At 39.7% G+C, this 25,454-nt stretch carries 37 protein-coding genes and 1 pseudogene; 14 read left to right on the top strand and 24 right to left on the bottom strand.

The features are described from left to right. Positions 1-59 precede the first annotated feature (59 nt). From BLP57_RS01420 to BLP57_RS01410, 3 genes are all read right to left on the bottom strand, one after another. On the bottom strand, positions 60-1,406 hold the full coding sequence (locus BLP57_RS01420) for a relaxase/mobilization nuclease domain-containing protein (RefSeq protein WP_002569184.1): 1,347 nt from the start codon (positions 1,404-1,406) through the stop codon (positions 60-62). Continuing rightward, positions 1,367-1,696 carry a plasmid mobilization protein gene (locus BLP57_RS01415; protein WP_002569185.1) on the bottom strand — a complete coding sequence of 110 codons (330 nt, stop codon included), beginning with the start codon at positions 1,694-1,696 and terminating at the stop codon, positions 1,367-1,369. The genes BLP57_RS01420 and BLP57_RS01415 overlap by 40 nt, the downstream gene beginning before the upstream one ends. A gap of 267 nt (positions 1,697-1,963) precedes the next feature. Beyond that, positions 1,964-2,317: a helix-turn-helix transcriptional regulator gene (locus BLP57_RS01410; RefSeq protein WP_002569186.1), complete on the bottom strand. Its 354-nt coding sequence runs from the start codon at positions 2,315-2,317 to the stop codon at positions 1,964-1,966. Between the two features lie 384 nt (positions 2,318-2,701). On the opposite strand from BLP57_RS01410, the gene BLP57_RS01405 reads away from it, so the two are divergent. The 7 genes from BLP57_RS01405 (at position 2,702) to BLP57_RS01365 (ending at position 7,535) form a co-directional block, all read left to right on the top strand. Continuing rightward, positions 2,702-2,881 carry a cysteine-rich KTR domain-containing protein gene (locus BLP57_RS01405; protein ID WP_002588768.1) on the top strand — a complete coding sequence of 60 codons (180 nt, stop codon included), beginning with the start codon at positions 2,702-2,704 and terminating at the stop codon, positions 2,879-2,881. A 23-nt stretch (positions 2,882-2,904) separates the two neighbouring features. Beyond that, positions 2,905-3,894 (top strand): 23S rRNA (adenine(2503)-C(2))-methyltransferase RlmN, encoded by a 990-nt coding sequence (gene rlmN / locus BLP57_RS01400; RefSeq protein ID WP_002569187.1) that lies wholly within the window; start codon positions 2,905-2,907, stop codon positions 3,892-3,894. Positions 3,895-4,144: 250 nt separating this feature from the next. Continuing rightward, positions 4,145-4,330: a hypothetical protein gene (locus BLP57_RS01395; protein ID WP_009243795.1), complete on the top strand. Its 186-nt coding sequence runs from the start codon at positions 4,145-4,147 to the stop codon at positions 4,328-4,330. A 101-nt stretch (positions 4,331-4,431) separates the two neighbouring features. Beyond that, complete coding sequence (locus tag BLP57_RS01390; RefSeq protein WP_002569188.1) at positions 4,432-4,872, top strand: RNA polymerase sigma factor; 441 nt, start codon at positions 4,432-4,434, stop codon at positions 4,870-4,872. After that, positions 4,853-5,113: a helix-turn-helix domain-containing protein gene (locus BLP57_RS01385; protein WP_002569189.1), complete on the top strand. Its 261-nt coding sequence runs from the start codon at positions 4,853-4,855 to the stop codon at positions 5,111-5,113. The genes BLP57_RS01390 and BLP57_RS01385 overlap by 20 nt, the downstream gene beginning before the upstream one ends. A gap of 417 nt (positions 5,114-5,530) precedes the next feature. After that, the gene (locus BLP57_RS18415) at positions 5,531-5,758 is read left to right on the top strand and encodes a transposon-encoded TnpW family protein (RefSeq protein ID WP_004613661.1); all 228 of its coding nucleotides are present in this window, start codon (positions 5,531-5,533) and stop codon (positions 5,756-5,758) included. Between the two features lie 100 nt (positions 5,759-5,858). Continuing rightward, positions 5,859-7,535, top strand: coding sequence for a recombinase family protein (locus BLP57_RS01365; RefSeq protein ID WP_002569190.1), 1,677 nt, complete (start codon positions 5,859-5,861; stop codon positions 7,533-7,535). Between the two features lie 63 nt (positions 7,536-7,598). Here the strand turns inward: BLP57_RS01365 and BLP57_RS01360 are convergent. The 7 genes and pseudogenes from BLP57_RS01360 to BLP57_RS01330 form a co-directional block, all read right to left on the bottom strand. Beyond that, a pseudogene (locus BLP57_RS01360) lies at positions 7,599-7,802 on the bottom strand (recombinase family protein); the annotation flags it as partial. A gap of 108 nt (positions 7,803-7,910) precedes the next feature. Then, positions 7,911-8,159 carry a DUF6870 family protein gene (locus BLP57_RS01355; protein ID WP_092068815.1) on the bottom strand — a complete coding sequence of 83 codons (249 nt, stop codon included), beginning with the start codon at positions 8,157-8,159 and terminating at the stop codon, positions 7,911-7,913. Beyond that, positions 8,140-8,520, bottom strand: a complete 381-nt coding sequence (locus BLP57_RS01350; protein ID WP_092068812.1) for a type II toxin-antitoxin system PemK/MazF family toxin — start codon at positions 8,518-8,520, stop codon at positions 8,140-8,142. Before BLP57_RS01350 ends, BLP57_RS01355 begins: the two co-directional genes overlap by 20 nt. A 150-nt stretch (positions 8,521-8,670) precedes the next feature. Further along, positions 8,671-8,844 (bottom strand): hypothetical protein, encoded by a 174-nt coding sequence (locus BLP57_RS01345; RefSeq protein WP_226840949.1) that lies wholly within the window; start codon positions 8,842-8,844, stop codon positions 8,671-8,673. Positions 8,845-9,097: 253 nt separating this feature from the next. Further along, positions 9,098-9,571: a sigma factor-like helix-turn-helix DNA-binding protein gene (locus BLP57_RS01340; RefSeq protein WP_173021065.1), complete on the bottom strand. Its 474-nt coding sequence runs from the start codon at positions 9,569-9,571 to the stop codon at positions 9,098-9,100. A 326-nt stretch (positions 9,572-9,897) separates the two neighbouring features. Further along, positions 9,898-10,329, bottom strand: coding sequence for a hypothetical protein (locus BLP57_RS01335; protein ID WP_092068805.1), 432 nt, complete (start codon positions 10,327-10,329; stop codon positions 9,898-9,900). Positions 10,330-10,339: 10 nt separating this feature from the next. Then, on the bottom strand, positions 10,340-10,573 hold the full coding sequence (locus BLP57_RS01330; RefSeq protein ID WP_092068802.1) for a sporulation initiation factor Spo0A C-terminal domain-containing protein: 234 nt from the start codon (positions 10,571-10,573) through the stop codon (positions 10,340-10,342). Positions 10,574-10,581: 8 nt separating this feature from the next. On the opposite strand from BLP57_RS01330, the gene BLP57_RS18160 reads away from it, so the two are divergent. Next, positions 10,582-10,668 carry a hypothetical protein gene (locus tag BLP57_RS18160; protein ID WP_330389289.1) on the top strand — a complete coding sequence of 29 codons (87 nt, stop codon included), beginning with the start codon at positions 10,582-10,584 and terminating at the stop codon, positions 10,666-10,668. Positions 10,669-10,744: 76 nt separating this feature from the next. Here BLP57_RS18160 and BLP57_RS01325 read toward each other — a convergent pair whose 3' ends face one another. From BLP57_RS01325 to dinB, 5 genes are all read right to left on the bottom strand, one after another. Continuing rightward, positions 10,745-11,116, bottom strand: a complete 372-nt coding sequence (locus BLP57_RS01325; protein ID WP_055059686.1) for a hypothetical protein — start codon at positions 11,114-11,116, stop codon at positions 10,745-10,747. A 9-nt stretch (positions 11,117-11,125) separates the two neighbouring features. Continuing rightward, positions 11,126-11,668, bottom strand: coding sequence for a hypothetical protein (locus BLP57_RS01320; RefSeq protein WP_227073814.1), 543 nt, complete (start codon positions 11,666-11,668; stop codon positions 11,126-11,128). A gap of 280 nt (positions 11,669-11,948) precedes the next feature. Continuing rightward, positions 11,949-12,188: a hypothetical protein gene (locus tag BLP57_RS01315; RefSeq protein ID WP_005344271.1), complete on the bottom strand. Its 240-nt coding sequence runs from the start codon at positions 12,186-12,188 to the stop codon at positions 11,949-11,951. 12 nt (positions 12,189-12,200) lie between these two features. Then, positions 12,201-12,413, bottom strand: a complete 213-nt coding sequence (locus BLP57_RS01310) for a LexA family protein (protein WP_023922630.1) — start codon at positions 12,411-12,413, stop codon at positions 12,201-12,203. Positions 12,414-12,427: 14 nt separating this feature from the next. After that, the gene (dinB, locus tag BLP57_RS01305) at positions 12,428-13,675 is read right to left on the bottom strand and encodes a DNA polymerase IV (RefSeq protein ID WP_023922632.1); all 1,248 of its coding nucleotides are present in this window, start codon (positions 13,673-13,675) and stop codon (positions 12,428-12,430) included. 194 nt (positions 13,676-13,869) lie between these two features. On the opposite strand from dinB, the gene BLP57_RS01300 reads away from it, so the two are divergent. Together BLP57_RS01300 and BLP57_RS01295 are read left to right on the top strand one after the other, a co-directional pair. Beyond that, positions 13,870-14,601, top strand: a complete 732-nt coding sequence (locus BLP57_RS01300; protein WP_012744271.1) for a helix-turn-helix domain-containing protein — start codon at positions 13,870-13,872, stop codon at positions 14,599-14,601. A 56-nt stretch (positions 14,602-14,657) separates the two neighbouring features. Next, positions 14,658-14,858, top strand: a complete 201-nt coding sequence (locus tag BLP57_RS01295; RefSeq protein ID WP_005344265.1) for a helix-turn-helix transcriptional regulator — start codon at positions 14,658-14,660, stop codon at positions 14,856-14,858. A gap of 57 nt (positions 14,859-14,915) precedes the next feature. Here BLP57_RS01295 and BLP57_RS01290 read toward each other — a convergent pair whose 3' ends face one another. Then, positions 14,916-15,305, bottom strand: a complete 390-nt coding sequence (locus BLP57_RS01290) for an MmcQ/YjbR family DNA-binding protein (protein ID WP_092068799.1) — start codon at positions 15,303-15,305, stop codon at positions 14,916-14,918. Positions 15,306-15,554: 249 nt separating this feature from the next. On the opposite strand from BLP57_RS01290, the gene BLP57_RS01285 reads away from it, so the two are divergent. Next, entirely contained in the window at positions 15,555-15,878 is a 324-nt protein-coding gene (locus BLP57_RS01285) for a MobC family plasmid mobilization relaxosome protein (RefSeq protein ID WP_092068796.1), read from the top strand. Next, positions 15,845-17,224: a relaxase/mobilization nuclease domain-containing protein gene (locus tag BLP57_RS01280; RefSeq protein WP_092068793.1), complete on the top strand. Its 1,380-nt coding sequence runs from the start codon at positions 15,845-15,847 to the stop codon at positions 17,222-17,224. The genes BLP57_RS01285 and BLP57_RS01280 overlap by 34 nt, the downstream gene beginning before the upstream one ends. A 34-nt stretch (positions 17,225-17,258) precedes the next feature. On the opposite strand, the gene BLP57_RS18410 is transcribed toward BLP57_RS01280, so the two are convergent. The 8 genes from BLP57_RS18410 to BLP57_RS01245 all read right to left on the bottom strand — a co-directional run bounded on the left by BLP57_RS18410 (position 17,259) and on the right by BLP57_RS01245 (position 22,816). Beyond that, complete coding sequence (locus tag BLP57_RS18410) at positions 17,259-17,390, bottom strand: hypothetical protein (protein WP_255363744.1); 132 nt, start codon at positions 17,388-17,390, stop codon at positions 17,259-17,261. Positions 17,391-17,554: 164 nt separating this feature from the next. Beyond that, positions 17,555-17,872, bottom strand: coding sequence for a response regulator transcription factor (locus BLP57_RS01275; RefSeq protein ID WP_139148818.1), 318 nt, complete (start codon positions 17,870-17,872; stop codon positions 17,555-17,557). A 77-nt stretch (positions 17,873-17,949) separates the two neighbouring features. Next, positions 17,950-19,239, bottom strand: coding sequence for a sensor histidine kinase (locus BLP57_RS01270; protein WP_092068787.1), 1,290 nt, complete (start codon positions 19,237-19,239; stop codon positions 17,950-17,952). Next, a complete protein-coding gene (locus BLP57_RS01265) occupies positions 19,239-19,964 on the bottom strand; it encodes a LytR/AlgR family response regulator transcription factor (RefSeq protein ID WP_092068784.1) in 726 nt (241 codons plus the stop codon). Before BLP57_RS01265 ends, BLP57_RS01270 begins: the two co-directional genes overlap by 1 nt. A 14-nt stretch (positions 19,965-19,978) precedes the next feature. Beyond that, positions 19,979-20,557, bottom strand: coding sequence for an accessory gene regulator ArgB-like protein (locus tag BLP57_RS01260; RefSeq protein ID WP_092068781.1), 579 nt, complete (start codon positions 20,555-20,557; stop codon positions 19,979-19,981). Beyond that, the gene (locus tag BLP57_RS01255) at positions 20,529-20,708 is read right to left on the bottom strand and encodes a cyclic lactone autoinducer peptide (protein ID WP_015528491.1); all 180 of its coding nucleotides are present in this window, start codon (positions 20,706-20,708) and stop codon (positions 20,529-20,531) included. Before BLP57_RS01255 ends, BLP57_RS01260 begins: the two co-directional genes overlap by 29 nt. Positions 20,709-20,808: 100 nt before the next feature. Continuing rightward, positions 20,809-22,098, bottom strand: a complete 1,290-nt coding sequence (locus BLP57_RS01250; RefSeq protein WP_092068778.1) for a sensor histidine kinase — start codon at positions 22,096-22,098, stop codon at positions 20,809-20,811. Further along, positions 22,091-22,816 (bottom strand): LytR/AlgR family response regulator transcription factor, encoded by a 726-nt coding sequence (locus tag BLP57_RS01245; RefSeq protein ID WP_092068775.1) that lies wholly within the window; start codon positions 22,814-22,816, stop codon positions 22,091-22,093. The genes BLP57_RS01250 and BLP57_RS01245 overlap by 8 nt, the downstream gene beginning before the upstream one ends. Before the next feature lie 233 nt (positions 22,817-23,049). On the opposite strand from BLP57_RS01245, the gene istA reads away from it, so the two are divergent. Together istA and BLP57_RS01235 are read left to right on the top strand one after the other, a co-directional pair. Beyond that, complete coding sequence (istA, locus tag BLP57_RS01240) at positions 23,050-24,588, top strand: IS21 family transposase (RefSeq protein WP_092068772.1); 1,539 nt, start codon at positions 23,050-23,052, stop codon at positions 24,586-24,588. Positions 24,589-24,594: 6 nt separating this feature from the next. Beyond that, a complete protein-coding gene (locus BLP57_RS01235; RefSeq protein WP_092068769.1) occupies positions 24,595-25,371 on the top strand; it encodes an ATP-binding protein in 777 nt (258 codons plus the stop codon). The last annotated feature ends 83 nt before the right edge of the window (positions 25,372-25,454 follow it).

Below are 25,454 nucleotides of genomic sequence, written 5' to 3'. Positions count from 1 at the left end.
AACGCTCCTCTGCTTTTTGATAGCCCTATCATAGCACAGCGGCGGGGATTTTGCTATCCTTATCCGCGTTCTGTTTCCTTTTCCCGTTCCGGCTGTCTGTCTGCCTGTAAAATGCTGTCAATGTTCTGCTTGATAATATCATATTCCCGGACTTTCTTTTTCAATTTTCCATAGTCGGCGTAAAGGGCTTCTTTCTGCGCTTGGAGGGCTTCATACTCCGATTGCAGCGCGGCGAGGTTCGGGAGCTTCGCAATGCCCGCCGCTTTCAGTGACCTTACGGCGGCTTCATGGAGGATAATTGCCTGTTCCTGTCCGGCGCGGTACTTCTCCCTGTTCCTTGCCTTGCGGTATGCGTCATAGACAGGCTTTGTCTTTTGATAGGTGGAAACATTCTTGATAAGCACCGCCATTTCCGCAAGCCGCTTTTCGGCGTTCTTCAATGCGTCTGCCGCCTGTCCGCTTTCCGCTGCCATTTCCTCAATCCGGCTGACTAAATCCGCGTACTGCTCAATCTTATGTTCCGTCAAGAAATTCATTGTTTTAGCTGCCTGTTTCAGATTGTGGATTTTCGCCCACTGTTCATAGCCCTTACTCTGCGCTGCCTTGATACTGTTCTCAATGTCGATAAGCAGCGACACGCCGCGCTGCTCTCTGGGAGCTTTCGCCACCTTTGTCCGTCTGCCCGCTATCCGTTCCCTTACGGCTTCCTCTGTATAGTCTGCGCCGAGGGTTTTAAGGCGGGTGAAGCGTTCCTGTCCGGGGGCGCGGCATGATACATATTTCCCCGGCTTTATCTCATAGCCCGCCGCCTGTAACCGCGTTAGCAATTCCTCAAAACTGGAAACTTGGGGGATAAGCGCGTCAACAGTGGTTTTCAGCTTGCCTTTCCAACTTGTACCCGTCTTTTCTGCCTGGTACTCCGCATAGCTCTTTCCCTTGCTGCCCTTGCCGGGGACGACAACGGACAAGCCATTTTCCCGGCACAGCTTGTCGCTCATGTTCCGTATGCCGTAATAGCTCCTTTTGTTGGAATTGTATTTATGGTGGTCTACAAAGTTCACCGCGCAAAAAATGATATGGTTATGGACGTGTCCTTTGTCAATGTGCGTCGTGAGTACATACTCATGCTGCCCCTTTGTTACCGCGTCGGCAAGCTGCTTTCCGATTTCATGGGCTTTCTGATAATCGACTTCCCCCGGCTCAAAGGACTGTATCAGATGAAAGGCTAAATTGTTCCCCTTTTGGAGTGCTTGCGACAGGGTATATTCAAACTCAATATCTGCCGTTTCATAGGAGCAACCGAAAGAGGACACAAGCATTTTCCCGTCCGTCTTGTCCGGGTTTTCGATATAGTCAAGGGCTTTGCTTAGAGTGCTTTTAATAGGCTTAATCTTTGTAACCGCCATATCTCCGCAAGCACCCCCTTTATTTCCTCTATGTCCTCTTGGTATGCGTTCCCCGTCGCGTTTACGCGGCGTGCTATCTGGTTGACGTTGACACCGATTTTCTGTATCTCTGCGGTCATAGCCTTTATATCGGCGTGGTCTATCTGAATGATATACCCGTCAATGGCAATCTTCCGCAGATACGCCGCCATGTTCCGGGTGGGTACGAGCTTCATTTTTTCCAGTATTAAATCCCGTTCCGCTTCCGTCACTCTGAATTTGATTTGCACTGTCCTTTTGCGTCCGTCCATGTGTTCGCTCCTTTCCTTTCCGTTCCGAGGGTTTGGGACACTTCCCAACAAGCAATTTTCAACCGACGCGCCGCAGCGCGGGAGGGCGAAAATACGGAAGTGGTACCCGCTTCCTATGCTTGCTACGAATGTTTTTATCCTTTAGGCTCTTATCACCTACTACGGAGAAAAAGCGATTTTGCCAAACTTACGCAAAAGAAAAACGCTGCAACCTCAAAAAAGATTACAACGCTTTCTAAATCCTGTTCAGTTTTAAGTCGGACATTCCTATTCGCCCTCTTTTTCGACTTCGGAAATCTCCTTTGCCGTTGCGGTTACAATCCGTATGCCTGTATCGCTCATACCGTCAAGAAGCGCGTCAAGCTGCCGCCGCTGCGTGTTCTTCTCCGGCGGCGTTTCTAAAAGGAATTGGTCTACGGATATATGGTAACGCTGTATCAGCTCAAAGAATATCTGTAAACTTGGGTGCTGCCCCTTGTTCTCAATGTTCGCAAGGTAGCGCGGCGAGATAAACATTTCGTCGCCTACTTTCTTGCGGCTCTCCTTGCATCCCTCACGCGCTGCCTTTATCGCTGCCCCAAAAGCCTTAAAGTCGTATCGTGGTACTGGTCTTTTTGCCATAGTTATTCACCCTATTACATTTTACTGTTCCCCTTTCTTCTTGGATATGTCTACGTAGTTCTATCAGTTAGCCAAAATAATTCATATATATATATGTTGACAACAAGCTGCTTTTGTATATAATATTATATAAAAGGGGGGGAATGTTTATGTTACATAGCATGCGTATTCGATAAGCATTGAAATCAAAAAAGATTTTTCCCATTTTCAATATGGGCTTTTTTGTCATGCTTATTTTGCGTATGCTATACAACAAAACTAACGACGTATAGACATAGTATAAAAACTATGCCTTAATTTTGTTGTAGTATTATATGTATAAATGCAGGTCAATGCTCATGTTGAGAATTGACCTGCATTTTTTTGCGCAAAAGGAGAAATATTATGCTTGAAAAATATTGGATAAAATGTCCAATTTGTAACGGAAAGACGAGGGTTCAAGTATTTTATAATACGGTATTAAGAAATTTTCCTCTTTTCTGCCCTAAATGTAAATTAACGCATATCGTTGATGTTGAAAAACTAGAAATCATAATCAAAAACTCTGAAAAACAAACTTTTTAATTTTGAAAAGGAAGGATATTTAAATGAAACACTTACCTAAAAGTACACCTACGGAAATATTGAATGACCCATACGGATTTACTTACAAAGAAATGTCGGAAGTAATTGGAGAGGATAAAGCAAGAGCCTTATATACGGAATTGTATAAACAGCCATTTCACAAAGAAAATCTATCAATATCAACAAAAAAAGTCTATAAAAGTAGCGATACTGAAAAGTATGTTTATGAATTGAAAGATAACAGGTATATTGAAACGGTTTTTATTAAACGGCGAGATGGTGGGACTGTTTGCGTAAGTACGCAAGTTGGTTGTTCTGTTGGCTGTATTTTTTGTGAGTCCGGACGCAATGGTTTTGTTCGTAATCTAACACCGTCTGAAATTGTGCAGCAGGTTGTATTGATACGTCAAAAAGTAAATCGTATCGTTTTTATGGGAATGGGAGAACCTTTATTCAATTACGACAACTTGATTGCAGCAATCCATATTCTTCGAGATAGAAATGGACTTAACTTTCCAACCGACGGCATTACCGTATCAACAGTTGGTCCAGTTAATCAATTAAAAAAATTGCGCGAAGAACATCTAAAAATTCAGTTGACAATATCTTTACATGCAGCAACACAGGCTGCGAGAAACTGTATCATTCCTCATATGCACATGTACGCTATTGAAGATGTTGTTAAGCAAGCATTGTCCTATTCTCAAAGGCATAATCGAAAAGTGGTATTTGCGTATTTGCTTTTACCAGGTATAAATGACCGTTCCTCAGATATAAGGCAACTTGCAAAATGGTTTAAGGGCAAAAATGTTATGATTAACGTGCTGCAATACAACCCGACGAGTAATTCAAAAATTAGAGCACCACAAAAACAAGAAATGGTTGCGTTCAAACATCAATTAGAGCAAACAGGACTTGAAGTTACCATGAGAGTTTCTCATGGTAGAGAGATTAAAGCAGCTTGTGGACAGTTAGCTAATACATATAATAAAGCCAAAAAACAACAGAAATAATTTAATTAAAAGAGCCAGACGCACAGACGCAGAGCCGATAATATGCAGTTTGAAATACTGCTGTTATCGGCTCTTTTTTGATTTTAATTTGTGCCCCTAATAACCATATTGGAGCAAAATCAGAACTGTTGCTTGTCGTTCTTTGATTTCCGCAGCAGCTTTGAAAAATCAAAGCCGCCGTTTCTTTTTATCTTCTAATGAAATGACGCGGTATCACTGTTGAAATCGGCGGCTAAAGGAGGTAGCCGCCATGAAGCAAAAAGCATATCGACAAAATCCGACAGTTATTGACTTATCAAAAAAAGCCCGCCCACCACCGGGGGAAACTACGCTTATATATATGAACTGTCTAATCATCTGGATACTGCTTACAATGCCTATGCGCCCGTCCGGGCTTTTCGGACGGGCGCATTTTGTACGTTCAAAAAATTTTTGAAGAAATTTCAAAAAATCTTCGGCGTTTTTGAAAAACGCCGTATTGCCCCGCGAAAAGGGGGGAAGCACCACCAACTTTCCAACGAGAAAGGAGGTGAGAATGTGGAACCTAATAGCAGGGAGTTTTACAAACAGTGTGCTTTTCAGAAGTTTTGTAATACGGTATTGCACAATGAAGCTTGCGACACCCATAGAGAACTTCGCAGACACAAGGCAAAGGAAGTGACCTTTTCCGACATGACCTTAGACGAAGCGCGGCAGCTTCATACGTTTGATGAATATTTCAAACGTGAAGCCGCCGAAACCGTCTTTGAGAAAGCCGGGAAGAAAATCACGCCAAAGCTGCTTCTTGAAGCAATCCGTACTTTGCCGGAAGAAAAGCGCAAAGCCATATTGCTGTATTACTTCGAGGGAATGAACGATACCGAGATTGCGGAGCTGTTCAACACGTCGAGAAGCACGATACAGTACAGGCGGACAAGCTCTTTTGAGAAATTAAGAAAATATCTGGAGGAAAATGCTGATGAATGGGACGAATGGTAACGAACCCGGCTACCCGGAAAATGCCCTTGTTCCTTATCCTGTCATTGTGGCAGCGACAAAGGGCGACCCGGACGCCATGAAGATTGTCTTGCAGCATTTCAGCGGCTACATAGCCCGCCTCTCCATGCGGAAGCTGTACGACGAGCGCGGGAACGTCTATTTTGGCGTAGACCACGACATTCGGGAACGGCTGCAAGCAAAACTGATGATGGCTGTCCTCACCTTTAAGGCAGAGGAATAAACCGCAGCGGCGGCGGGACGCTTTCTCTCTCCCCCTTTTCCGTTCCGCTGCTGACGCGGCAGCAAAGCCATTCTGAACCTTGACAAAGAAAGCGGCGCAAGATAACGGCGGCGCAGCATAGGGCAAATCGGATACGTTCCTTTTGCGCCGAGCCATACGGCGGGTGCGCCATGACGCTATCCGGGTGAGGTTATCCCCGCCCGGACAGCCGAGCGACCAACACCGCGCCGGAAAGCAAGTGTAGCGGCTTGCGGGCGACGACACGCAGAATATACAATGATACTTCCTTACAGCCACAGTCCGAGCGTTAAGAGCGTCGCAGGCAATGGGTAGGGCGGCATGAGAACCATGCCGGGGTGAAATTCCCATGAGGTTATGCTAATAACCGTCCGATTAAAGCCTTTGTTTTATTGAATAGTGGACTTGCTGCTATTCATAGACTATATTATATGTTTGCGAAAGAAAGGGGGATTTTCTTTGACGCAAAACCAAACGCCCGTTACCACAACGGAGCATAAAATAGGAAAAGTTACTTACCTTGTATGTTCGTCCGCAAGTGAACGCGCAACGGACACACTGGATAAAAAGATAAAAAAACTCATTCGCAAAGACATGGAACTGAACCCCGCAAACGCCCGGAAATAGGGCGTTTCTTCACATTTTATACATGACACAGGCAGCGGTATGTGGTATAATATAGACAGTACAAATACCATGCTTGTCTGTCGTCGGAAAGGAGGACAAAATGTTACAGACAGACAAGATTACCGCTTTATATTGCAGATTGAGCCAGGAAGATATGCAAGCCGGGGAAAGCGAGAGCATACAGAACCAAAAACTGATTTTACAAAAGTATGCTGACGAACACCACTTTTTCAACACGCGCTTTTTCGTAGACGACGGATTTTCCGGCGTGAGCTTTGAGCGTGAGGGGCTTCAAGCCATGCTGCATGAGGTTGAAGCCGGGAACGTGGCGACCGTCATAACAAAAGACCTTTCCCGTCTGGGACGTAATTATCTGAAAACCGGGGAGCTGATAGAGATTGTCTTTCCCGAATATGAAGTGCGCTACATTGCCATTAACGACGGTGTAGACACAGCAAGGGAAGATAACGAGTTTACCCCTCTGCGGAACTGGTTCAACGAGTTTTACGCCCGCGACACCTCAAAGAAAATCCGGGCTGTCAAACAGGCAAAGGCGCAGAAAGGCGAGCGCGTCAACGGCGAAGCTCCTTACGGCTACCTTATCGACCCGGATAACCGCAATCATCTGATACCCGACCCGGAAACGGCGCACGTCGTAAAACAGATTTTTGCAATGTATGTACGGGGCGACCGTATGTGTGAAATCCAGAACTGGCTGCGGGACAATGAAATACTGACCGTCGGGGAACTGCGCTACCGCAGGACAGGGAGCAAACGCCACCCCCGCCCACAGCTCAACGCATGGTACAACTGGCCGGATAAGACGCTGTACGACATTCTGACAAGGAAAGAATATTTAGGGCATACCATAACCGGGAAAACCTACAAGGTATCTTATAAGTCGAAAAAGACGAAAAAGAACCCGGAGGAAAAAAGGTATTTCTTCCCCAACACTCACGAACCTTTGATTGATGAAGAAACCTTTGAACTTGCACAGAAGCGGATTGCCACCCGGCAACGCCCGACAAAGGTTGATGAAATTGACCTGTTTTCCGGGCTGCTCTTTTGCGGGGACTGCGGCTACAAAATGTATGCAGTACGCGGAGCCGGGACGCTTGAACGGAAACACGCCTACACTTGCGGCAACTACCGCAACCGGGCAAGAAATGATATGCTCTGCACTACGCATTATATCCGCAAAAGCGTATTGAAAGAACTTGTCCTTGCAGACTTGCAGCGAGTAACGTCTTATGTGAAAGAGCATGAACAGGAGTTTATCGAAACAGCCAACGAGTGCAGCGCAAAGGCAGTACAAAAGACGCTGACACAGCAGCGGAAAGAGCTTGACAAGGCGCAGAACCGTATTAACGAGCTGAACATCTTATTCCGCAAGCTCTACGAGGACAACGCTTTAGGGAAACTTTCAGATGAACAATTTGCTTTTCTGACTTCCGGCTATGATGAAGAAAAAAAGACGCTGACCCGGAGGATTGCGGAGCTGTCACAGGAAATCGACAACGCCACCGAGCGCAGCGCGGACGTAAAAAGGTTTGTCGCACTGGTACGCAGATACACAGCGATTGAAGAACTGACCTACGAAAACGTCCATGAATTTATTGACCGTATTCTTATTCACGAACTGGATAAGGAAACGAACACCCGCAAAATCGAAATCTTTTATAGCTTTGTCGGCAGAGTTGATACAGGTGACAAGCCTACCGAAAGTATCTCCTATTTCAGACAGATAGGAGCCGACGTAAAGAGTTATGCTATCTAACATACATCAAAAAGAGGTAAGATAACACCCTCTGCAAAAAAGGTATCGTTATCTTACCTCAACAAAATTAGAGCCTGAGTAACCATCATCAACTCGGACTGAAACAACTTCAATATCTTTTTTGTCTTTCAGGAAATCCAGAATCAAAGCTTTCTGGTTAGAAATGCTGTTACTTTCCAGTTTTGCTGAACTGGAAATATCGCCATCTTCTTTAGATAATCTGACATAGATGGCGGCATGATAGATTTTATTGATATTCTGATACATATCTTACCTCCTTTTATTACGTCAGAAAATCCATGTAATAAAAGGGGGCTGCATAATTTGTCCTTACCGACATTCTAACACAGTCCCCTCAATCTTGCCAGTACTTTTTCAGACACTCAGAAGCATATTCTCAAATGCCTGCTCCATAGATATACCGTTATTAGCAAATCTGACTTTTACTTTCATATTACCGATCCGGACCAGATAAGGATTTCCTACTTTATTCAGAAAAATATCTCTCCGTTCCTGAAGTGACTTATTTCTGTCTGCTTTTATCATCCGTAGATCAGTCATTTCATTGATATCTACATCACTGAAATCCTGATCCAGATAATTTCTATATTCCTCTGCAGTCATGCCCTTCTCCTTCCATTCCCATCTGAATCCGTACTGCTTTCAGTACCCGATCCAGGCTCCACTTGTTCACTCTTCCGCATTTCTCAATAATACATTTCGTAGAAATGCTCATAACCTGTTCAGCCAGTGCCAAGCTTCCTTTTCGGATTCCCGTCATATCATATTTGCTGATAAATACATGCGTTGGCAAATATCGTTTCTTATAAATTCTTGATGTCAGCGGAACTACCGTTATGACTGAACTGTATGTATTGGCTTTATTATTACTCACTACGATCACCGGTCTTACTCCACCTTGAACCGAAGTTGTCGGGAACATACCGAGATCCGCCCATAAGATATCGCCTCTTCGAATCGTCACTTGTCATCTCTCCAATCTTTTTTTATTTGTAAAGCATTCATAGCGCTATATTGGCTCCACAGGAATACGGCAGAGTTTCTTTCCCATAAGGAAAGCTCTGCCGCATAACCTCTATAGCCAATTTGATTATTAAACAGTGCTCGCTCGATTCTATTTATCCTCGATACCCCGAATCGTTACTCCCGCATATGCAGGAAGGGAATAATAACCTGCCCGGATGCACACTCCGGACCACAACCCGGAAACTCTCGTTTCCAGGCTCCAGCAGTTCATAGGTTTACCAGTTACAGACTTCTCAGGATCTGCAAGTGTATCGCATCTCATACATATCATCGCATCACCAGCCTGCCAGCTGGCTTCGGTCAGTGCTTTTTCGCAGCATTACAGACTGAACCAAAAATCTTGGTTTTGTCTTATAATCCTATAGCGGCATCTTCCTCGTGCTCACTGTATGAAATGTCACGTCAGTTATTATTGGATATTCAGTTATCATGGTGCATTTTAGGGAGTCCTTAAAGCTCCTCTAATTACTAAAGTCAAATGACTTCGGCTGATGCAAAAAATTTTCCAAAATTTTTTAAAAAAATTCTTTCATATACATTTCACGCATTTTATTAAGGATTGTTTTCAGCTTGTACGCTAATACCTGTCTGGAAATCCCCATAATCTCTGCCATCTGTGTCTGTGTCTTATTTTCAAAGAAAATGCTATAAATAATCATGCGTTCCTCGGTATTCAGCTGATCGATCACTTTGTGAATATCCTGCTGTTCCATTTTCGTCAGTACACTGTGCTCCACGTCACAATTCAGATCCGGGAAATCCTCAATCATGAATCCTTCCCCATCAATGGACTGTCCACTGTAAGGCACCTCCCGCAGCATCTTATCCACGACTTCCCCCAGCTCGTTCTTAATCTCAACTTTTTTTGCCTTGCTGCTTCTGTAAAAATTGTTCATCGCATACGCAACTTCTTTTGTAATCTCGATCATTTCTCCATCAATATTTGCGTAGTACTTTCCTTCATAAAAATATGGGTGTTCAATATACATATCCGTTCCTCCTGAATTTGAAATCTTGTTGCTCGTTTCAAATCCAGAAGGCGGACCTCTGTTTAGGATCATGCCTGCTCCGCCTTTATCCTGCCGGGATACGCCCGCAGTTATTGGCTGAGAAATTCAGGCACGAAAAAAAGCCCCAGTAGTTTTTTCTTAACTACTGAGGCTTTCGTCTCTTTCTTGTATTCAGTTATCTATGCCTTCTTTCATCAGCATAATCATTGTATCAGGATAAAGTTCACAAAATATCCGCAATATATTCCCATAAGTTCATATCATTATTGGAATCGTACATATTTCAGTATAAAAAGTTCACCGTGTTATTCTTCTACTTCTTTTCCATCTATATATAGTTGAAATTTATCAGGATTATTGACTACATCATAGTCCTCTCCGTATTCTACAGGTCTATATTCGGCTGTCATTACCGATTCCCCATCTTCAATATCCTCTTTCCATAAATAGATGTTCATATCAAGGCTCGTCGCATATCCCCTGTCTATGGAGAATTTTGTCGAATAAAATGAATCATCCTTGTACATCTGCAAAAGTTCTCTTGCAAAAGCTTCTTTATCCCCGATATGTCCCCGGTTAGCAACCACTGTAATATTTTCATCTCGATTTACGGAAAATGTTCCAACTACATCCGGTTCGCCTTCCTTATGACCAGATTCAGATTTCCCATAAATACTTCCTGCAGCAATTATCAAGATCACTGCTCCTGAAATCAATGCAATTATCTTTTTCTTCATATTTTTATTTTTATTTTCCTTTTAGTTTTTTTACTGCGTAATTGATTACTTCTTCCGGTGTGGGTCTGTCTCCTTTAAGTGTCATTTTCTTCCATTCTTCCTGCACAGCCGGATCGGGATTATCAAATCCTGCATCTATGGCTATCTGCATTTCTCTGCGTACCTCTTCTGGTGTTGTGTTGTACTTTTCTGCAATCTTCTCATAAATAGTTTTCTGCACATAAATACTTTGCCTATTATTCATTGCTTTGTATGGGCATGTCCATTTATTCCGGTCACAAACTGGTTTCTCCAAAGAAGAAAAAAATCACTAAATCAAATAATAGTGAGAATAGTTAAATAAAAAATTGACCTTTATTCATCAAAGACAAAGTTGCTGGAGAATATTTTTTCTCTCCAGCAACTTTCTTTATCTTTAAGCCATTGAGATACAATACTGTCCAATCAGCTTCATCCAACTATTATATTTATTCTTTTCACACACCTTTCGGCAAATTTCATTCTCCATCAATACACAGAACATCTTATCATAATCAAATGCCCAAACAGCACCATTCACATGGTTTTCCACTGCTTTCTGATCTATGCTTTTCAAGCGTGTGACCATTTTTTCAATTTCTCCATTTCCCAAGTTACCGATATTTTTGCAGATAAACCGAAAGAAATTCAACGTTGCATATTCATCATGCCAATGGAACTCTTCTGGATTGTTTTTAATTTTACTGGCTCTCAGCTGTTCTTTGATTATCTGAGCAGCTACACCTTTCATCGAATCTTCGTATCTCATATTATTCACCTACTCTTCCTCAACGCCCAGTGACGGCTTAAATCTTTTATCCTTTGCCTGCGGTACCACGATCTCATAAAAATAAAATCCTAAATACCCAAGTGCCTGCTTCTTCATTTTATAAAAAGAAGTCCTGCCTATTCCTAACTCCTGTTGTACTTCCACATCTGTCTTATTATAATGACTGCAAAAACAGGAATGAAGGATTTCACTGAGCATCACACCATTCGGTGCATAGAACTTCACCAAAGTCATTCCCCGATAGATCATGTCCGACAATCCATAAATAATCATCAGATTATTCATCTCCCGGTGCATCTTTGGCACATTCAGCTGGTTGTTATAAATGCTCAGATAACTCAATGCATATGCCATATCTTCATTGATTTTCTCCTGGCATTCCATATCCAGTTCTTCTAACACAATCTGATTTTCCAAAATCAATTTCTGATAGCTTGTCATCAATTCTTTAATATCAGTATAATGTCTTTCGATTGTAACTTCCAGATAATCCTGTGCATGACTTGCCATCTGGAAGGTAATTTCTTTCATTGATTTAATTGCATAATCTCTGTCTGTCATCAGTTTCAAAATCTCCTTATCATCATCACACTAACTGGCGGTCTTTCAGACCAGTTCGCTTTCCCCATGATTTTGATGGGAAGCAATTACTTACTACAATTTGCAGAAGCGGATATCCAAAAGGCATTGTGGGAGTTGCCTTTGCTGACCGGAATCCATCTTCTTATGTAAAACCTGCAGGAATATAAAGGGAAAGTGACTATCCCTGCCGGTTAATAATCCAAATAATATCGTCTATACCTATCTCTCCTTATGCTGTTTTTCTCTCCATAAACCATTTATCCACTTCGTAAAACAAATGGCTTTCCTGTCCCTGTATCATACAGGTGTACATCATTCCTACACCGCCTGCCTTTCTGCTGGCGCATCGCTCGATTTTCAAAATTCTGTCAATGCTATACTTTCTTCCATCCTCCCATGTAAAAAATATGGGAACCAGCTGTCCGTCTTTCCGAAACTCTGCCACTACATCTACATATACTTTGTTCATGCCGACACCTCACTATAAAATCTCGATTGCTCTTGGCGATGCCGGAATCCTTCGGATATATCCGTTTTGCTCCAACTGCTTGATTCTGGAAAAAGCAGATGATGTTGATTTCACCCCGATCAACTCTCCAAATTCCCGAACTGTCGGCGGATATCCATGCTCCTTCGTATAATTCAAAATACACTGATAACTTTCTTCCTGTTTTCTGGTTAATGCTTTTTTCAAATCTATCCCTCCAATTACCCATGAAAATAACTGTGTGGATGGACCGTGTGCGTACCAGCGTCTAAGTGGGATAAGACTTTATCCTGGTACATTGCCGCTCGCTGTATACTGAAATATCCAAACCGTCGTCTTATCTCATCTACAGTACGATCCAGCTTCTCTAACTTTTCTTTTTTCTCCTGATTTCCAAATAAATCCAACTGCACGGGAATATCATCTAACACAAGATCCGCAGCTCGGATTCCCAGGCTTCTAATGGGATGTTCCCATTTGTAATTATCTTTAAATAGCTGAAATGCTGCAGTTACAATCTCATTTGTAATATTCGTTGGCTGTCGTAAATGTATCTGTCTGGAAAAACTATACAATCCATTATCTCGAACTGTAATTTCTACTGTTTTGCATTTAAATCCATGTTTCCGCAATCGTGCAGCTACACTTTCTGCCAATGCTATTTGAATGATCCAAACATCCAGATCATTTTCCAGATCTCTCGGTGTTGTGGTGCTATTACCTATCGACTTTACTGGAGCTTCATACCCTTCCTTGCAAACCGGATCTTCATCCCAGCCATTTGCGAAAGCCCATAATACATTTCCTATTTTTCCAAAATGGCTCTCTAACAACTTTTCGTCTGATTCCGCAAGTTGCCCGATTGTCCGGATTCCAAGTTTTTGCAATTTCTTATTTGTCTGTCTTCCGACATAAAGCAAATCTGACGCAGGAAGCTGCCATATCCTGTCTTTATAATTTTCTCGATTAAACTCTGTGATTGCATCCGGCTTTTTGTAATCTGAACCAAGTTTCGCATAAATCTTATTCCAGGAAATTCCAATACTCACTGTTACTCCAAGTTCGTATTTAATCCGATGGCTGATTTCTCTCGCAATCGTCATTCCGCTTCCTTTCAGATTTCCACTATCTGATACATCCAGCCAGGCTTCATCAATTCCATATGGCTCAATTTTATCTGTATACTCTGAATAGATTTCCCTTGCCATTTGAGAAAATCGCAAATATAAATCCATCCGTGGTGGTACAAAAATAATTTCCGGGCAAACCTGTTTCGCCTGCCATAATGCCATTCCGGTTTTTACTCCTTTTTTCTTGGCAATATAATTTGCTGTCAGCACAATTCCATGCCGGGCTTCCGGATCACCACCGACTGCCAGAGGCATTCCAGCAAATTCCGGATGATGTAGCATTTCTACACTGGCATAAAAACAGTTCATATCACTATGCAGGATCACACGCTCACTCAAACTTTTCACCTCCCAGCTGCTTCCTTCAACATAATGTCTTATCAATTTCTGTATGTTTAGTATATATCGACATTTCGGAGATAGTCAAGTAACATCTTGGTTGTATTTTCTCCATTTCGGAGATTATTGTTGATTTTATTTCTAACATACGGTATAATGCATATAGAAAATTCAAATAGAAATGAGGCGAACAAATGCGTGATTTCGGGGAAATATTAGCAGAAAATAGAAAAAAGAAAGGATACTCTCAATCAGATCTGGTAAACCTGCTTTCTCAGGAAGGTATTCAGGTCACTACAAAAGCACTCTCCAAATGGGAGAACAATGCACGAGAACCCGCTTTACATGTTTTCCTGACACTTTGCCAGTTACTTGATATCGAAGATATATATGAATCCTTCTTTGGAGAAAATCCATATAACATTATGAGTGGATTGAATGAAGAAGGCAGAAATAAATTGATTGAATTTGCTGATATTTTGAAAGCTTCTAAAAAGTTTTCTCCACTGTCTGCAAAGATTATCCCATTCCATCATCCTGTAGAAATTACCTGGGAACCAGTTTCTGCTGGTACTGGAAATTACCTGGAAGATTCTGTAAAAGAAACCTATGACGTAGGACATCTTGCTCCTGAGCAGACTGACTTTGGTGTGCGGATCTCTGGTGATAGTATGGAGCCACTTTATCATACAGACGATGTTGCATGGATTCAGAAAAAAGATTCTCTTGCTAATGGTGAAATTGGAATCTTCTATCTCAACGGCAATACTTACATCAAGGAATTACACGATGAGCCAGATGGTGTTTATCTGATCTCTTTAAATCAAAAATATCGTCCTATCCAAGTTTTGGAATCTGACTCTTTTAAGATTTTTGGAAAAGTAATCGGGAAATGCAAAGGTGCAGAAATTCCAGGATTTCATTAGATTTCAACAGCAGGTTCATGATCCTACTGATAACAATAAGCAAAGGAAGTGATTGAATGGCAATCAATAATACATTAAAAGATATTCGTGAAGAACGGAATCTCATTCAAGCAGATTTGGCTGAAGCCATAGGTTCCTGCAGCCAGACGATAGGCCGCATCGAACGTGGAGAACGAAATCCCTCTCTTGAGATTGCAATCCGGCTGGCACATTACCTGAAAGTGCCTGTAGAAGATATTTTTCAAGTTGAAGACTGAAGCACAACAGCCAGAAAACCGAGGAGTAAAATCCCCGGTTTTCCTTTTGCTCAAAAATCACTGTAATCCACTTACATTTTCTTCTTTTCTGCCTGCTCCGTCAATCAGGTCATAGCTCATATCCAAAAAGTCCAGTGTCTTAGCCTCACTGACAGAACCATCCAGTAAAATCGTGATCCAGTACTGCTTATTCATATGGTATCCAGGTAAAAATCCATAAGTCTGAATAATCATATTCGTCATGTCCGGATCACACTTTACGTCCATGATATCAACCGGATCTTTTCCTTCTAATCCCAGTTTCGATTTTTCAACCGTCATGACCACAGCATACCATTTTCCATTCTTATGTCGTAGCACAGCATTATCTGGTGATTGTGCCCATAAATACTCCGGCACCGTACCATACTGTTTCTTCACATATTCAAAAATTTCTTCTTTCTTCACAGTTTATTCAACTCCTGATTCTTCTGATATCCTGCCCATAATCATACCATATTTTCAGTTCCCGTACTACCTGCCAAATTCTTTTGCATTTTCCCGGTTCTCCTGACTTTAACTAATAGAGGGGTAAAACAGCAAGGACAGGAAGTGAGGATACACTTCCGGGAAATCCCAATTTAGGGTACCCTGCCCTAAATTGAAAAACGTTGAAAGCAACGATACTACTGTCCTCTCAGAAAGGAGAAACTGATAATGGCTGAAAGAAAAAGAAACAAAGAAATTCATTTTTATGTCACTGAAGAAGAACGGAAGCTTATCCGCAGAAAGATGATAGAATCAAAAACCAAAAACATGGGAGCTTATCTGCGTAAAATGGCAATCGACGGTTACATCGTCAACACAGATACCACTCCACTTAAGAAACAGTATGAGGAAATGCACAAGATTGGTATAAATATCAACCAGATTGCAAAAAAGGTAAATACCACCGGAGATCTATATCCGGAAGAAATGCAAGAATTGAAAGAGATGGTAAAAGAGATATGGCATATATTAAGATCTTCCCAATCAAAGTAACGGACAAAAAAGCTCTGGACTACATTACCAATCCAGATAAGACTGATGAAAAACTACTGGTTTCCAGTTTTGGCTGTTCTCCTGAAACAGCTGATTTGGAATTTGCCATGACGAGAGAACAGACAAAAAAGAACGGAATGGATAAAGGTGATAACCTGGCATTTCATCTGATCCAGTCGTTCAAGCCTGGTGAGGTTGATGCAGAAACTGCTCACCGGCTGGGGCAGCAATTTGCAGATGAAGTGCTAAAGGGAAAATATGAATATGTAATCAGCACCCATGTTGATAAAAATCACATTCATAACCATATCATCTTCAACGCTGCAAGTTTTGTTGATCATCACAAGTATGTTTCTAATAAGCGGAGCTATCATAAAATCTGCCGGATCAGTAATCATATCTGTCACGAAAATGGACTTGCCACCAGTATGCCAACCGGAGAAAAAGGCAAAAGTTATAAGGAGAACATGGAATACCATCGTGGCACCAGCTGGAAAGCCAAACTGCGTGTCGCAGTTGATAAAGCAATCTGGACTTCCATCAACTATGAGGAATTTCTACAAAAGATGCAGTTAGCAGGATATGAAGTTCGACATGGAAAACATTTATCCTTCCGTGCACCGGAGCAGAAAAACTTCACTTATATAAAATCTCTTGGAAACTATTATTCAGAAGAAAATGTCCGCATCCGGCTGGCTAAAAATCGTAACAAAGTAAAAACTCCAAGGCATCTGTCCAGAGAAGCTCGCCTGTATATCAATATTTCCACCTATGTAACAACAGGAAATCGTGAAGGATTTGAACGATGGGCAAAACTCAATAACCTGAAAGAAGCGGCTCGTACCTTCAACTATCTTTCTGAAAATAACCTGCTGAATTATGAGGATTTCCAGCAGCATGTTTCTGACATTGAAGCTTCTGTTAAAGCTGCCGATCAAAGAATAGCACAAATCAACAGTGAGCTGAGCACGCAGAAAGTCATTCAGAAACACTGCGATTCTTACCGACTTTGTCGTAAAGTAATTGAAGATTGTAAATCTGATAAAAATCCAAAAGCATACCGCACCAAACATCAGGCAGAATACCAGCTCCACGATTCACTAAAAAAAGAGCTTCTGGATCTCGGAGTTACCAAAATCCCAAGCTCTAATAAAGTCCAAAAGCTGATTGAAAATCTTGAATCTGAACAGGCTACTACTGTCCGGGAAAAGCAAGAATTACAGAAAAAACAAAAGACACTGGATATCATTCAGCAGAATTTCACTGCACTGCTCGATGCTCCTGAAATCAATTCAGACTTACTTCCGGCAAAACGGAAACCTGTTTCTGTCACAAGAGATAAATAAGATTGCACTGACAACCCAATTATTCTCTTCCAAATCATCCCAAGGTTTCAGCCCATTTCCTCCTGGTGTGCTTTATTATATAGATCAAAAATACATCTGCATAGTGACCACTGGTGACATTTTTTTTATTTATTTCCCGTTCAGATTTTATACTATTTTCTGACATATATTTCGTCATAGTTTTACTTTTATCGTTACACTACACCAAAAACTATCATCAGACATAAGCATAAAATCCATAAAAAAAGAAGGAGCTTACTCCTTCTTTAGATCTTTAGTAATACGTTTATATAATTTAATCGATTCAATTCACATTCTAAATCGTATGTTTTATGACAATTTATGTAGTAGCTGTAACATCTTTTCTTCCAACTCATCTATGTTTATTGGTTTTTCAATGTAATCATCTGCTTTCATATTCAGTACATGCAGTTTATCTCGTATTTCACATCCTTCCAGAATAACTAACAATGGAGCCTGAGTCTTACAGCGTATATCAAAAATCATCTTAAAATCCCCATGTCGGATTCGCACTTTATCATAATTTATAATTATAATATCATATTGAATATCCGTTATATATGACAGTTCTTCACTAATATCATGGGCTTCAATAATTTTATCTATTTTTATAATCTGATCTATCATGCAATAAATATCATCTTCCGTACTACTTTCACTTATGAGCAATATTTTCATAGATTTACAATACCCCCATATACATTTTATGAATATAACAAAACTGTTAGCGTAAAGTTTTCCTCATCTATATCAAAGTTCAATAAACCATTGTATTTATTCACTGATTTTTCAATTAAAGCTAACCCCAATCCATACCGGGTCAAATCGGATTTCATACTTATCAGATGACCATGCCTGTCTTTTTTTACCTTCCCATCAAATGAATTTGATATTTTTATAAATAGATTTTCTTTTCGATAAATAATCTTAATATGAATATATCGCCTAGATACACACTTCAAAGCTCCCTCAATTGCATTATCTAAAGCGTTTCCAAGAATAATAAAGATATCACCATCCGAGAAAGGAAATTTATAAGGAACTTCCATTTTTACAGTACACTCAATGCCTTGTTTTACAGCAATTTCGCATTTATTATTTACAATGTAATCAAGCAAAACATTCCCAGAATTGGCAGGTCCATCCTTTTCTATTTTTTTGTTCTGCATAATACCATCAATAAACTCATTTAATTGGGAAAGTTCTCTTTGATAAACCAATTCTTTTATGAAAGAAAGCTGATGATAAAATTTATCTCTAACCATTTTATCATTTAACATGGCAGTTTCTTTTACATATATTTGCTCCTGAAATAAGGAAATTTGTTTTTCGTATATTGCATTTTCTCTTCTTATTTCTGTTTGTTCCAATAGCTTTATATATATATCATAAACCAATAGGTTCAACGCAAGGATTAAAGTAGAAGAAACCGTCGAAAAAGCAATCAATTCCAGTCTATCAATTCTATTCGTTATAAGAAATATATTATATACAACAACAGTGCTTATTACCGGCAAAACTGTAAGCATAAAGCAATACTTGCTTGGCATATCACATTCTATACTTGGATCAATAACTAATGGAATTATTTTTACGAGTGCTAACATTATAATTTTGCAAATTATAGAACAAAGCAATTCAAAATTTGCATAATCATTTCCTTTAACAATACTCATAATTGTATATCCCAAAAGCATTTCTATTGCAATCCATATAAAGTGATACAGAAATACCATAGCTATTTTTTTATGCAGCTTCCCGTCATAGGCTATTAAGCAAATTACCAGTACACCCGCTGCACTCAGAAATAATTTAGGCAGTGTAATATTATTATTATTTTCACAATACAAGCTTAACAAAAAATAAAATATCCACAAAAAAATTGTTTTATTTTTAATTGTCCTCCTTATAAACAAAGCATCCAAAAAAGATTTGATTATCAAACAAGACATGAAAGAAGTGAATATTTGAATCAAAATATTTATGCCTGCCATTATACATCACCATCCCAAAGTAGTTTACTATATCTTGCTCGAACATCTTTTTTATATGTATCACTAATCTTTAAAATTCTTCCATCTTTTGTTTCAACCTCTGTATATCCAACCTTTCTAATTTGTTGAAAATTGACCAAATACGATTTATGAATTCTAATAAACGGAATACTATAATTGACTGAAATTTCTTTTTCGACATCATCTAGTTTTTTATAAAACTTGTACAGTTTACCTTTTAATACAATATGTACTCTACTTCCACAGCTTTCAAAATAAATAACATCTCTAAGTATAACTGTCAAAATGTCCTTATTAAATCTGAAACAGTAAATGCCATTTGCACTCCTTATTCGGTCTATCGCCAAGTCAAGAAACATATAAAACCGTTTATCATTAATTGGCTTCGACATAAATCTAAAAGGTTCAACTTCGAACAATTCTTTCAAATAATTATCATAATTTGACACATAAATGAGCAGTACCGTAGTATCAATACTTCTGATATATTTTGCAGTAGCAATTCCATTCATCTGCCTCATTTCAATATCTAAATAAATCAGATCATATTTTTTACCCTTTAGTATACTGCTCTTTAAGCCACTTCCATCATTAAAAAGATCAACGGTAAAATCTAAATCTCTTTCATCCTGGTATTTCATAAGCAGTTTATTAATACTCTTAGTTATCTCTAGATCATCATCACAAACAGCTATATTAATCACTGAAATACCTCCTGCTATTGCTCCAATAATTTCATATTTTTATTTTTGCCGATAATTTGTACTATATGAAATACCCCCATCGTAAGGGATACAATAAAAGCCAAACGGTTAGCATCCAATATAACACCCAAAGCAGAAGTGAAAACAAGAAATAGAAGCACATATACAAGCCTTCGATAAAATATGCAACGCTCATCACTGGATATCCTTCTATTTTTATCATCTATGGGCCCAACAATAAAAATTAGAATTCCCATAACAAGGCATAAAGCAAATGAAAAAATAGACGGTATAACAGCATATTTTGCGATAAGTAAAACCGTACTCAAAACCATACCGGATAACACTGTACAACTCCAAAATCTTTCCAAATGCACTCCACCTGCAAATGCTCTTAGCAATGAAAAAAAAGTCAAAAACAGAATTCCATATCTAAACATTCCAAGCAAGAACGATATACATAACGCAATAACAGTGTTAATCGCCACTTCAATAGCCATAAGTAATCCAAATTTACATACTTCATAATCTAGATTTTCACTACTGCTCTCGCTAATCATAAACTTAGTTAGTAAATCGGCTATTTTTTCCATTCTCTTCCTCTTCTTTATGTTCTTTCATCTTACGAGCATTTTCCGGAAATGGCGGCTGATGAAACAGGAAGAAACATATTCCTTCGTTTAATACGTCTACGGTAAAATCTGCAACATTTTCCAAATAACCTGCAACTGTTTTTTTTAACATAACACAACCTCCAAGAATGTATTTTTTACAGTACGGATTATACTACAAAAAAAGGAAAATGGAGGATACTCGTAAAAAATCCTGAGCAACTCGTAAAAAATCAGTTCTGGTAGAGTAAGACGGACAGGCAAAAAAGATTTTCATTCATAGTTATTTCCATTAATCCATTATATTTCAGCGCAGTTTCTTCAATGAGACCAATTCCCATCCCATGGTTACTTTTATCTGTTTTGCTTGTACGCAAGCGTTTACCATTGTTGTCGAATTTAATTAATTCTGGATTAAAAGTGTTTTTTACCTTTAATAAAAAATTTCCTTGTTTAAATCCCATACTTATTTCAATCTTCTTAGCTCCTTCAATATCTTTTGTCCCATCAATTGCATTATCTAATGCATTTCCAACTATAATACATAAGTCGGCATCATCAAATGGAAGTTTCGTCGGAATTTCAATATGATATTCAACAGCAATTTCATATTTACGCGCAACATCAAATTTATCTGCCAATAGTCCATCAATAAGTGCATTTCCACTTATAGTGGTTACCTGCAGAACACCTTTTTCATCAGTAAGTTGATGAATGTAATCTCGTAATCTGTCGTATTCTTTAGAAAGAGCTAATTTTTCTATTGCTATTAAATGGTTTTTTATATCATGTCGAAAACGGCGCAACTTTTCATTATGTTCCTCACGCTCTTCCATTTCCCTTTTATATATATCTATACTTTGTTTATAAATATCGTTTTTACGCTTGATTTCCGCATCTGCAGCAATCTTGTCAAACATCTTAAAACATATAACATTTAAAAGCAGGATAATAATTGAAGACATGGTTGAACCCAAAAGTTTTGTTTCATTCAGACTTAATAGATAAAGATTATATACAATATATAGGCTCCCTGCTGTCATACTTACATTAGCAAGCCAATTCATATAATCCAATCTTTTTATTCCAGACACGCGAAATAGTTTCACTATTCTGACTATGATCAGAATAATTAGTTTTGAACATGTAGACCCAAAAAGAGAAAACTGTTGGAGCTGTGAAGAATTCAAGAATGCTCTAATCCCCAAAGCAACTATCAACTCCGAAGCCGCCCCAATACATATAATAAAGAGAACCGTAAGTGTAATATACTTTATATCGTCACGATATAATACAGCGCAAAATGCTATTAAAATAATAAAACTGTATAACATACTAATTACGCCTACAAATTTAAAATTCATACTTATCACTGTATCTAATAAAAAATAAAGCATCCAAATAGTGTACTGTTTTACTTTTCCCTCATACCTATTCGTCATGAAAAGATCAAAAAAATCTTTCAATATCAATGTAAAAATGGCCGGAACCAAAATAGCAACGACTAGCCTAACCTCACTCATTCAGTGTCCCCCCAAAAATATCCAAATACCTTTTCCGAATAATATTTTGTCTATCCTGACTAATCTGTAAAACTGTTCCATCCGACAATATTAGTTTTGAAAAAGTAATTTTATCAACAAAGTGAAAATTCACATAAAACGACTTGTGAATACGCAAAAAAGGAATCTTGTTCTGGATCAAACGTCGTTCAACCTCATCCAGTTTCCCATAATACCGATAAGTACTCTCCTCCGTATGTATATTGACAATCCTTCCCGCACTTTCAAAATACATAATTTTTCTTATCAGAACCTTTCCAATCGTTTTGTTATATTTATACTCAAAGTATGCGTCCTCCTCAATGATTCTCTCATATGCCAAGTCAATAACCTCTTCAAATTCTGTCTCTTTGATTGGTTTTTTAATAAAACGAAATGGCTCAACTTCAAACAATTGCATAAAATACGTCTCATAGCTTGAAACATAGATCAAAAGTACATCCCTATCTAATTTCCGGATACTTTTTGCCGCCTCAATGCCATTTTTACCAGACATCTCTATATCTAAGTAGATAATGTCAAAGCGATCTCCTTTTTCATATATCCTTTCCAAAGAAGCTCCGTCATAAAAAATATCTATATAACGATCAATCATCTTTTTATCCAAATAACGATTGAGCATCTCTTCTATTTGAGTAACTAAAATTTTATCATCATCACATATAGCTATTCGCAGCATTACTCAGCCTCCTCATTTGCTTGTACCTCCAAAAGCCTCAGCATGATCAGATTTAAAGTCACTTTGTTTTCAGATGAATAATCCGGGCTCCGTGTCCCTGCTGTCCGGACTCAGGAAACCGTAAATCCGTTTTTGAGGAAACCACCATTCCGGTAGTGGAAACCTTTATTCTATATCCTTAGAATGTAATCATGCACCAAATGGTGTAAATACATTTTAAGGAGGTCACAGTCATGACCAAATATCGAGAGATTCTCAGACTTAAAAGCCTGAATCTCAGTCAGCAAAACATTGCTAACAGCTGCAATGTATCAAAAAAGACAGTAAACCGTGTCTTAAAGCGTGCAGAAGAACTGGGTATTTCCTGGCCGCTTGCAGAAAATGACACGGATGCTGCCCTTGCAGAAAAGTTTTTCCCTTCTGCAAAGCAAACCACATCCACTAAGCGGATGCCGGACTATGATTACATCCGTAAGGAGCTACTCCGTAATGGAGTCACTAAAAAGCTCCTGTGGACAGAATACATGGAAGACTGCCGTGCCAATGGCGATGAACCGCTCATGTATTCACAATTCTGCTATCACATCCAACAGGATGAGCAAAAGCGACGTGCTACCATGCATATCAACCGCAAACCCGGTGAACAGGTGGAAGTTGACTGGGCGGGTGATCCTGCAACAATCATTGATCCTGATACCAGAGAGATTATCAAAACCTATCTATTTGTTGGTGTGATGACATACAGTCAGTATGCGTATATAGAAGCATTTCTGGATATGAAACAAAAATCATGGATCACTGCTCATGTCCATATGTACGAGTTCTTTGGCGGTGTTGCCAGAATTCTCGTGCCGGATAACTGCAAGACAGCAGTTGTTCACAATGGCGGCTGGAAAGACCAGCAGATCAATGAAACTTATCAGGAACTGGCTGAGCACTACGGTACAGCAATCATTCCGGCGCGTGTCAGAACTCCCAAGGATAAGCCGAATGCAGAAGGAACAGTAGGGAATATCTCTACCTGGATAACAGCAGCCCTTCGAAATGAACAGTTCTTTTCCCTTGCCGAATTGAATCGTGCAATCAGAGAAAAGCTTGAGCAGTTCAACCAAAGGCTCTTTCAAAAGAAAGAGGGAAGCCGGCTCAGTTTATTCCTTGAAGATGAAAAGCCATTACTGGCACCGTTACCCGCTTCCCGTTTTGAACTGAGCGACTGGAAAACAGCCACCGTTCAGTTTAATTATCACATATCTGTGGACGGAATGCTATACTCAGTTCCTTATGAATACATCAAAAAGAAAGTTGATGTAAAAGTAACAGATACCACCATTGAAATTTTTTACAACCATAACCGAATTGCCTCCCACCGCCGTCTGAAAGGACGACCTGGAAAGTACAGCACTGTCACGGAACATATGCCGGAAGACCATCAGAAATATCTGGAATGGAACGGCGACCGATTCCGCAAATGGGCTGAGCGAATTGGGATAAACACGTACACTGTGGTCAATGCGATACTAACCTCCAAACGTGTGGAACAACAAACTTACCGAAGTTGTATGGGACTTCTGAAGCTTACGGATAAATATTCAGAAGCTATGTTGGAAGCAGCCTGCAAAAAGGCGTTATCCTATACAGCATCGCCAAGTTACAAGAGTATCAAAAACATCCTTGTAACAGGTTCTGTAAAACAGGAATCAGAAGCATCGGATTCCAAGACCACACACAAAGCACGCGGCATCACAAGAGGTGCTGACTACTATCGGAGGTAATCACATATGACAAATCAGAGTACAATAGATAAATTAATTGAGATGCGTCTTACATCAATGGCAGATGCATTTCGCAACCAACTCAATGATCCTGAATTTAAGGAAGTTGCATTTGAAGATCGTTTTGGGATGCTGGTAGATATTGAATACAGCAACCGTAAGAACAACCGCCTGAAACGACTGATTCATAATGCCGGATTCGACCAACCGGAAGCAAATATCATGGATATCAATTATACTTCCGGACGTAAACTTAATAAAAACCTCATTAGCAGGCTTGCTACCTGCGAGTATATATCGGAACACCGGAATCTCTTTATTACCGGTGCAACAGGCTGTGGAAAAACCTATATGGCTTGTGCTTTTGGCATGGAAGCATGTAAACGGTATTTCACTACTAAATATATCCGCCTTCCAGATCTGCTTATTGATCTTGAGATTGCACGGTCAGAAGGGAATTACCGAAAAGTTCTTGCCAAATATGCCAATCCACTGGTGCTTATTCTTGATGAGTGGCTTCTTTTGAAACCTACTGAAATCGAGCAAAAGGACATTTTTGAACTTTTGCATCGGAGACGCAAGAAATCATCTACGATTTTCTGCTCTCAGTATGGATTCGAAGAATGGTATGATCAGCTTGGTGGTGACGACAGTCCATTGGCCGATGCGATTATTGATCGAATCGCACATGACAGCTACAGGATCAATATCACAAGCATTGATGCTGAGCATGATATCTCTATGAGAGAGGTGTATGGCTTGGATAAAATGTTACGCGAGTAAACTCGCATAAGCGGTTCCCGCATTACCGGATAGACGGTTTCCCGTCTGCCGGATTTGCGGTGTTACCGCACAGGAATATTCAT

It is taken from the genome of Blautia sp. SF-50 (assembly GCF_900101315.1).
GTDB lineage: Bacteria > Bacillota > Clostridia > Lachnospirales > Lachnospiraceae > Blautia_A > Blautia_A fusiformis.
Note: the sequence above shows the minus strand (reverse complement) of the source record. Positions and strands in the feature narration are given on the sequence as shown.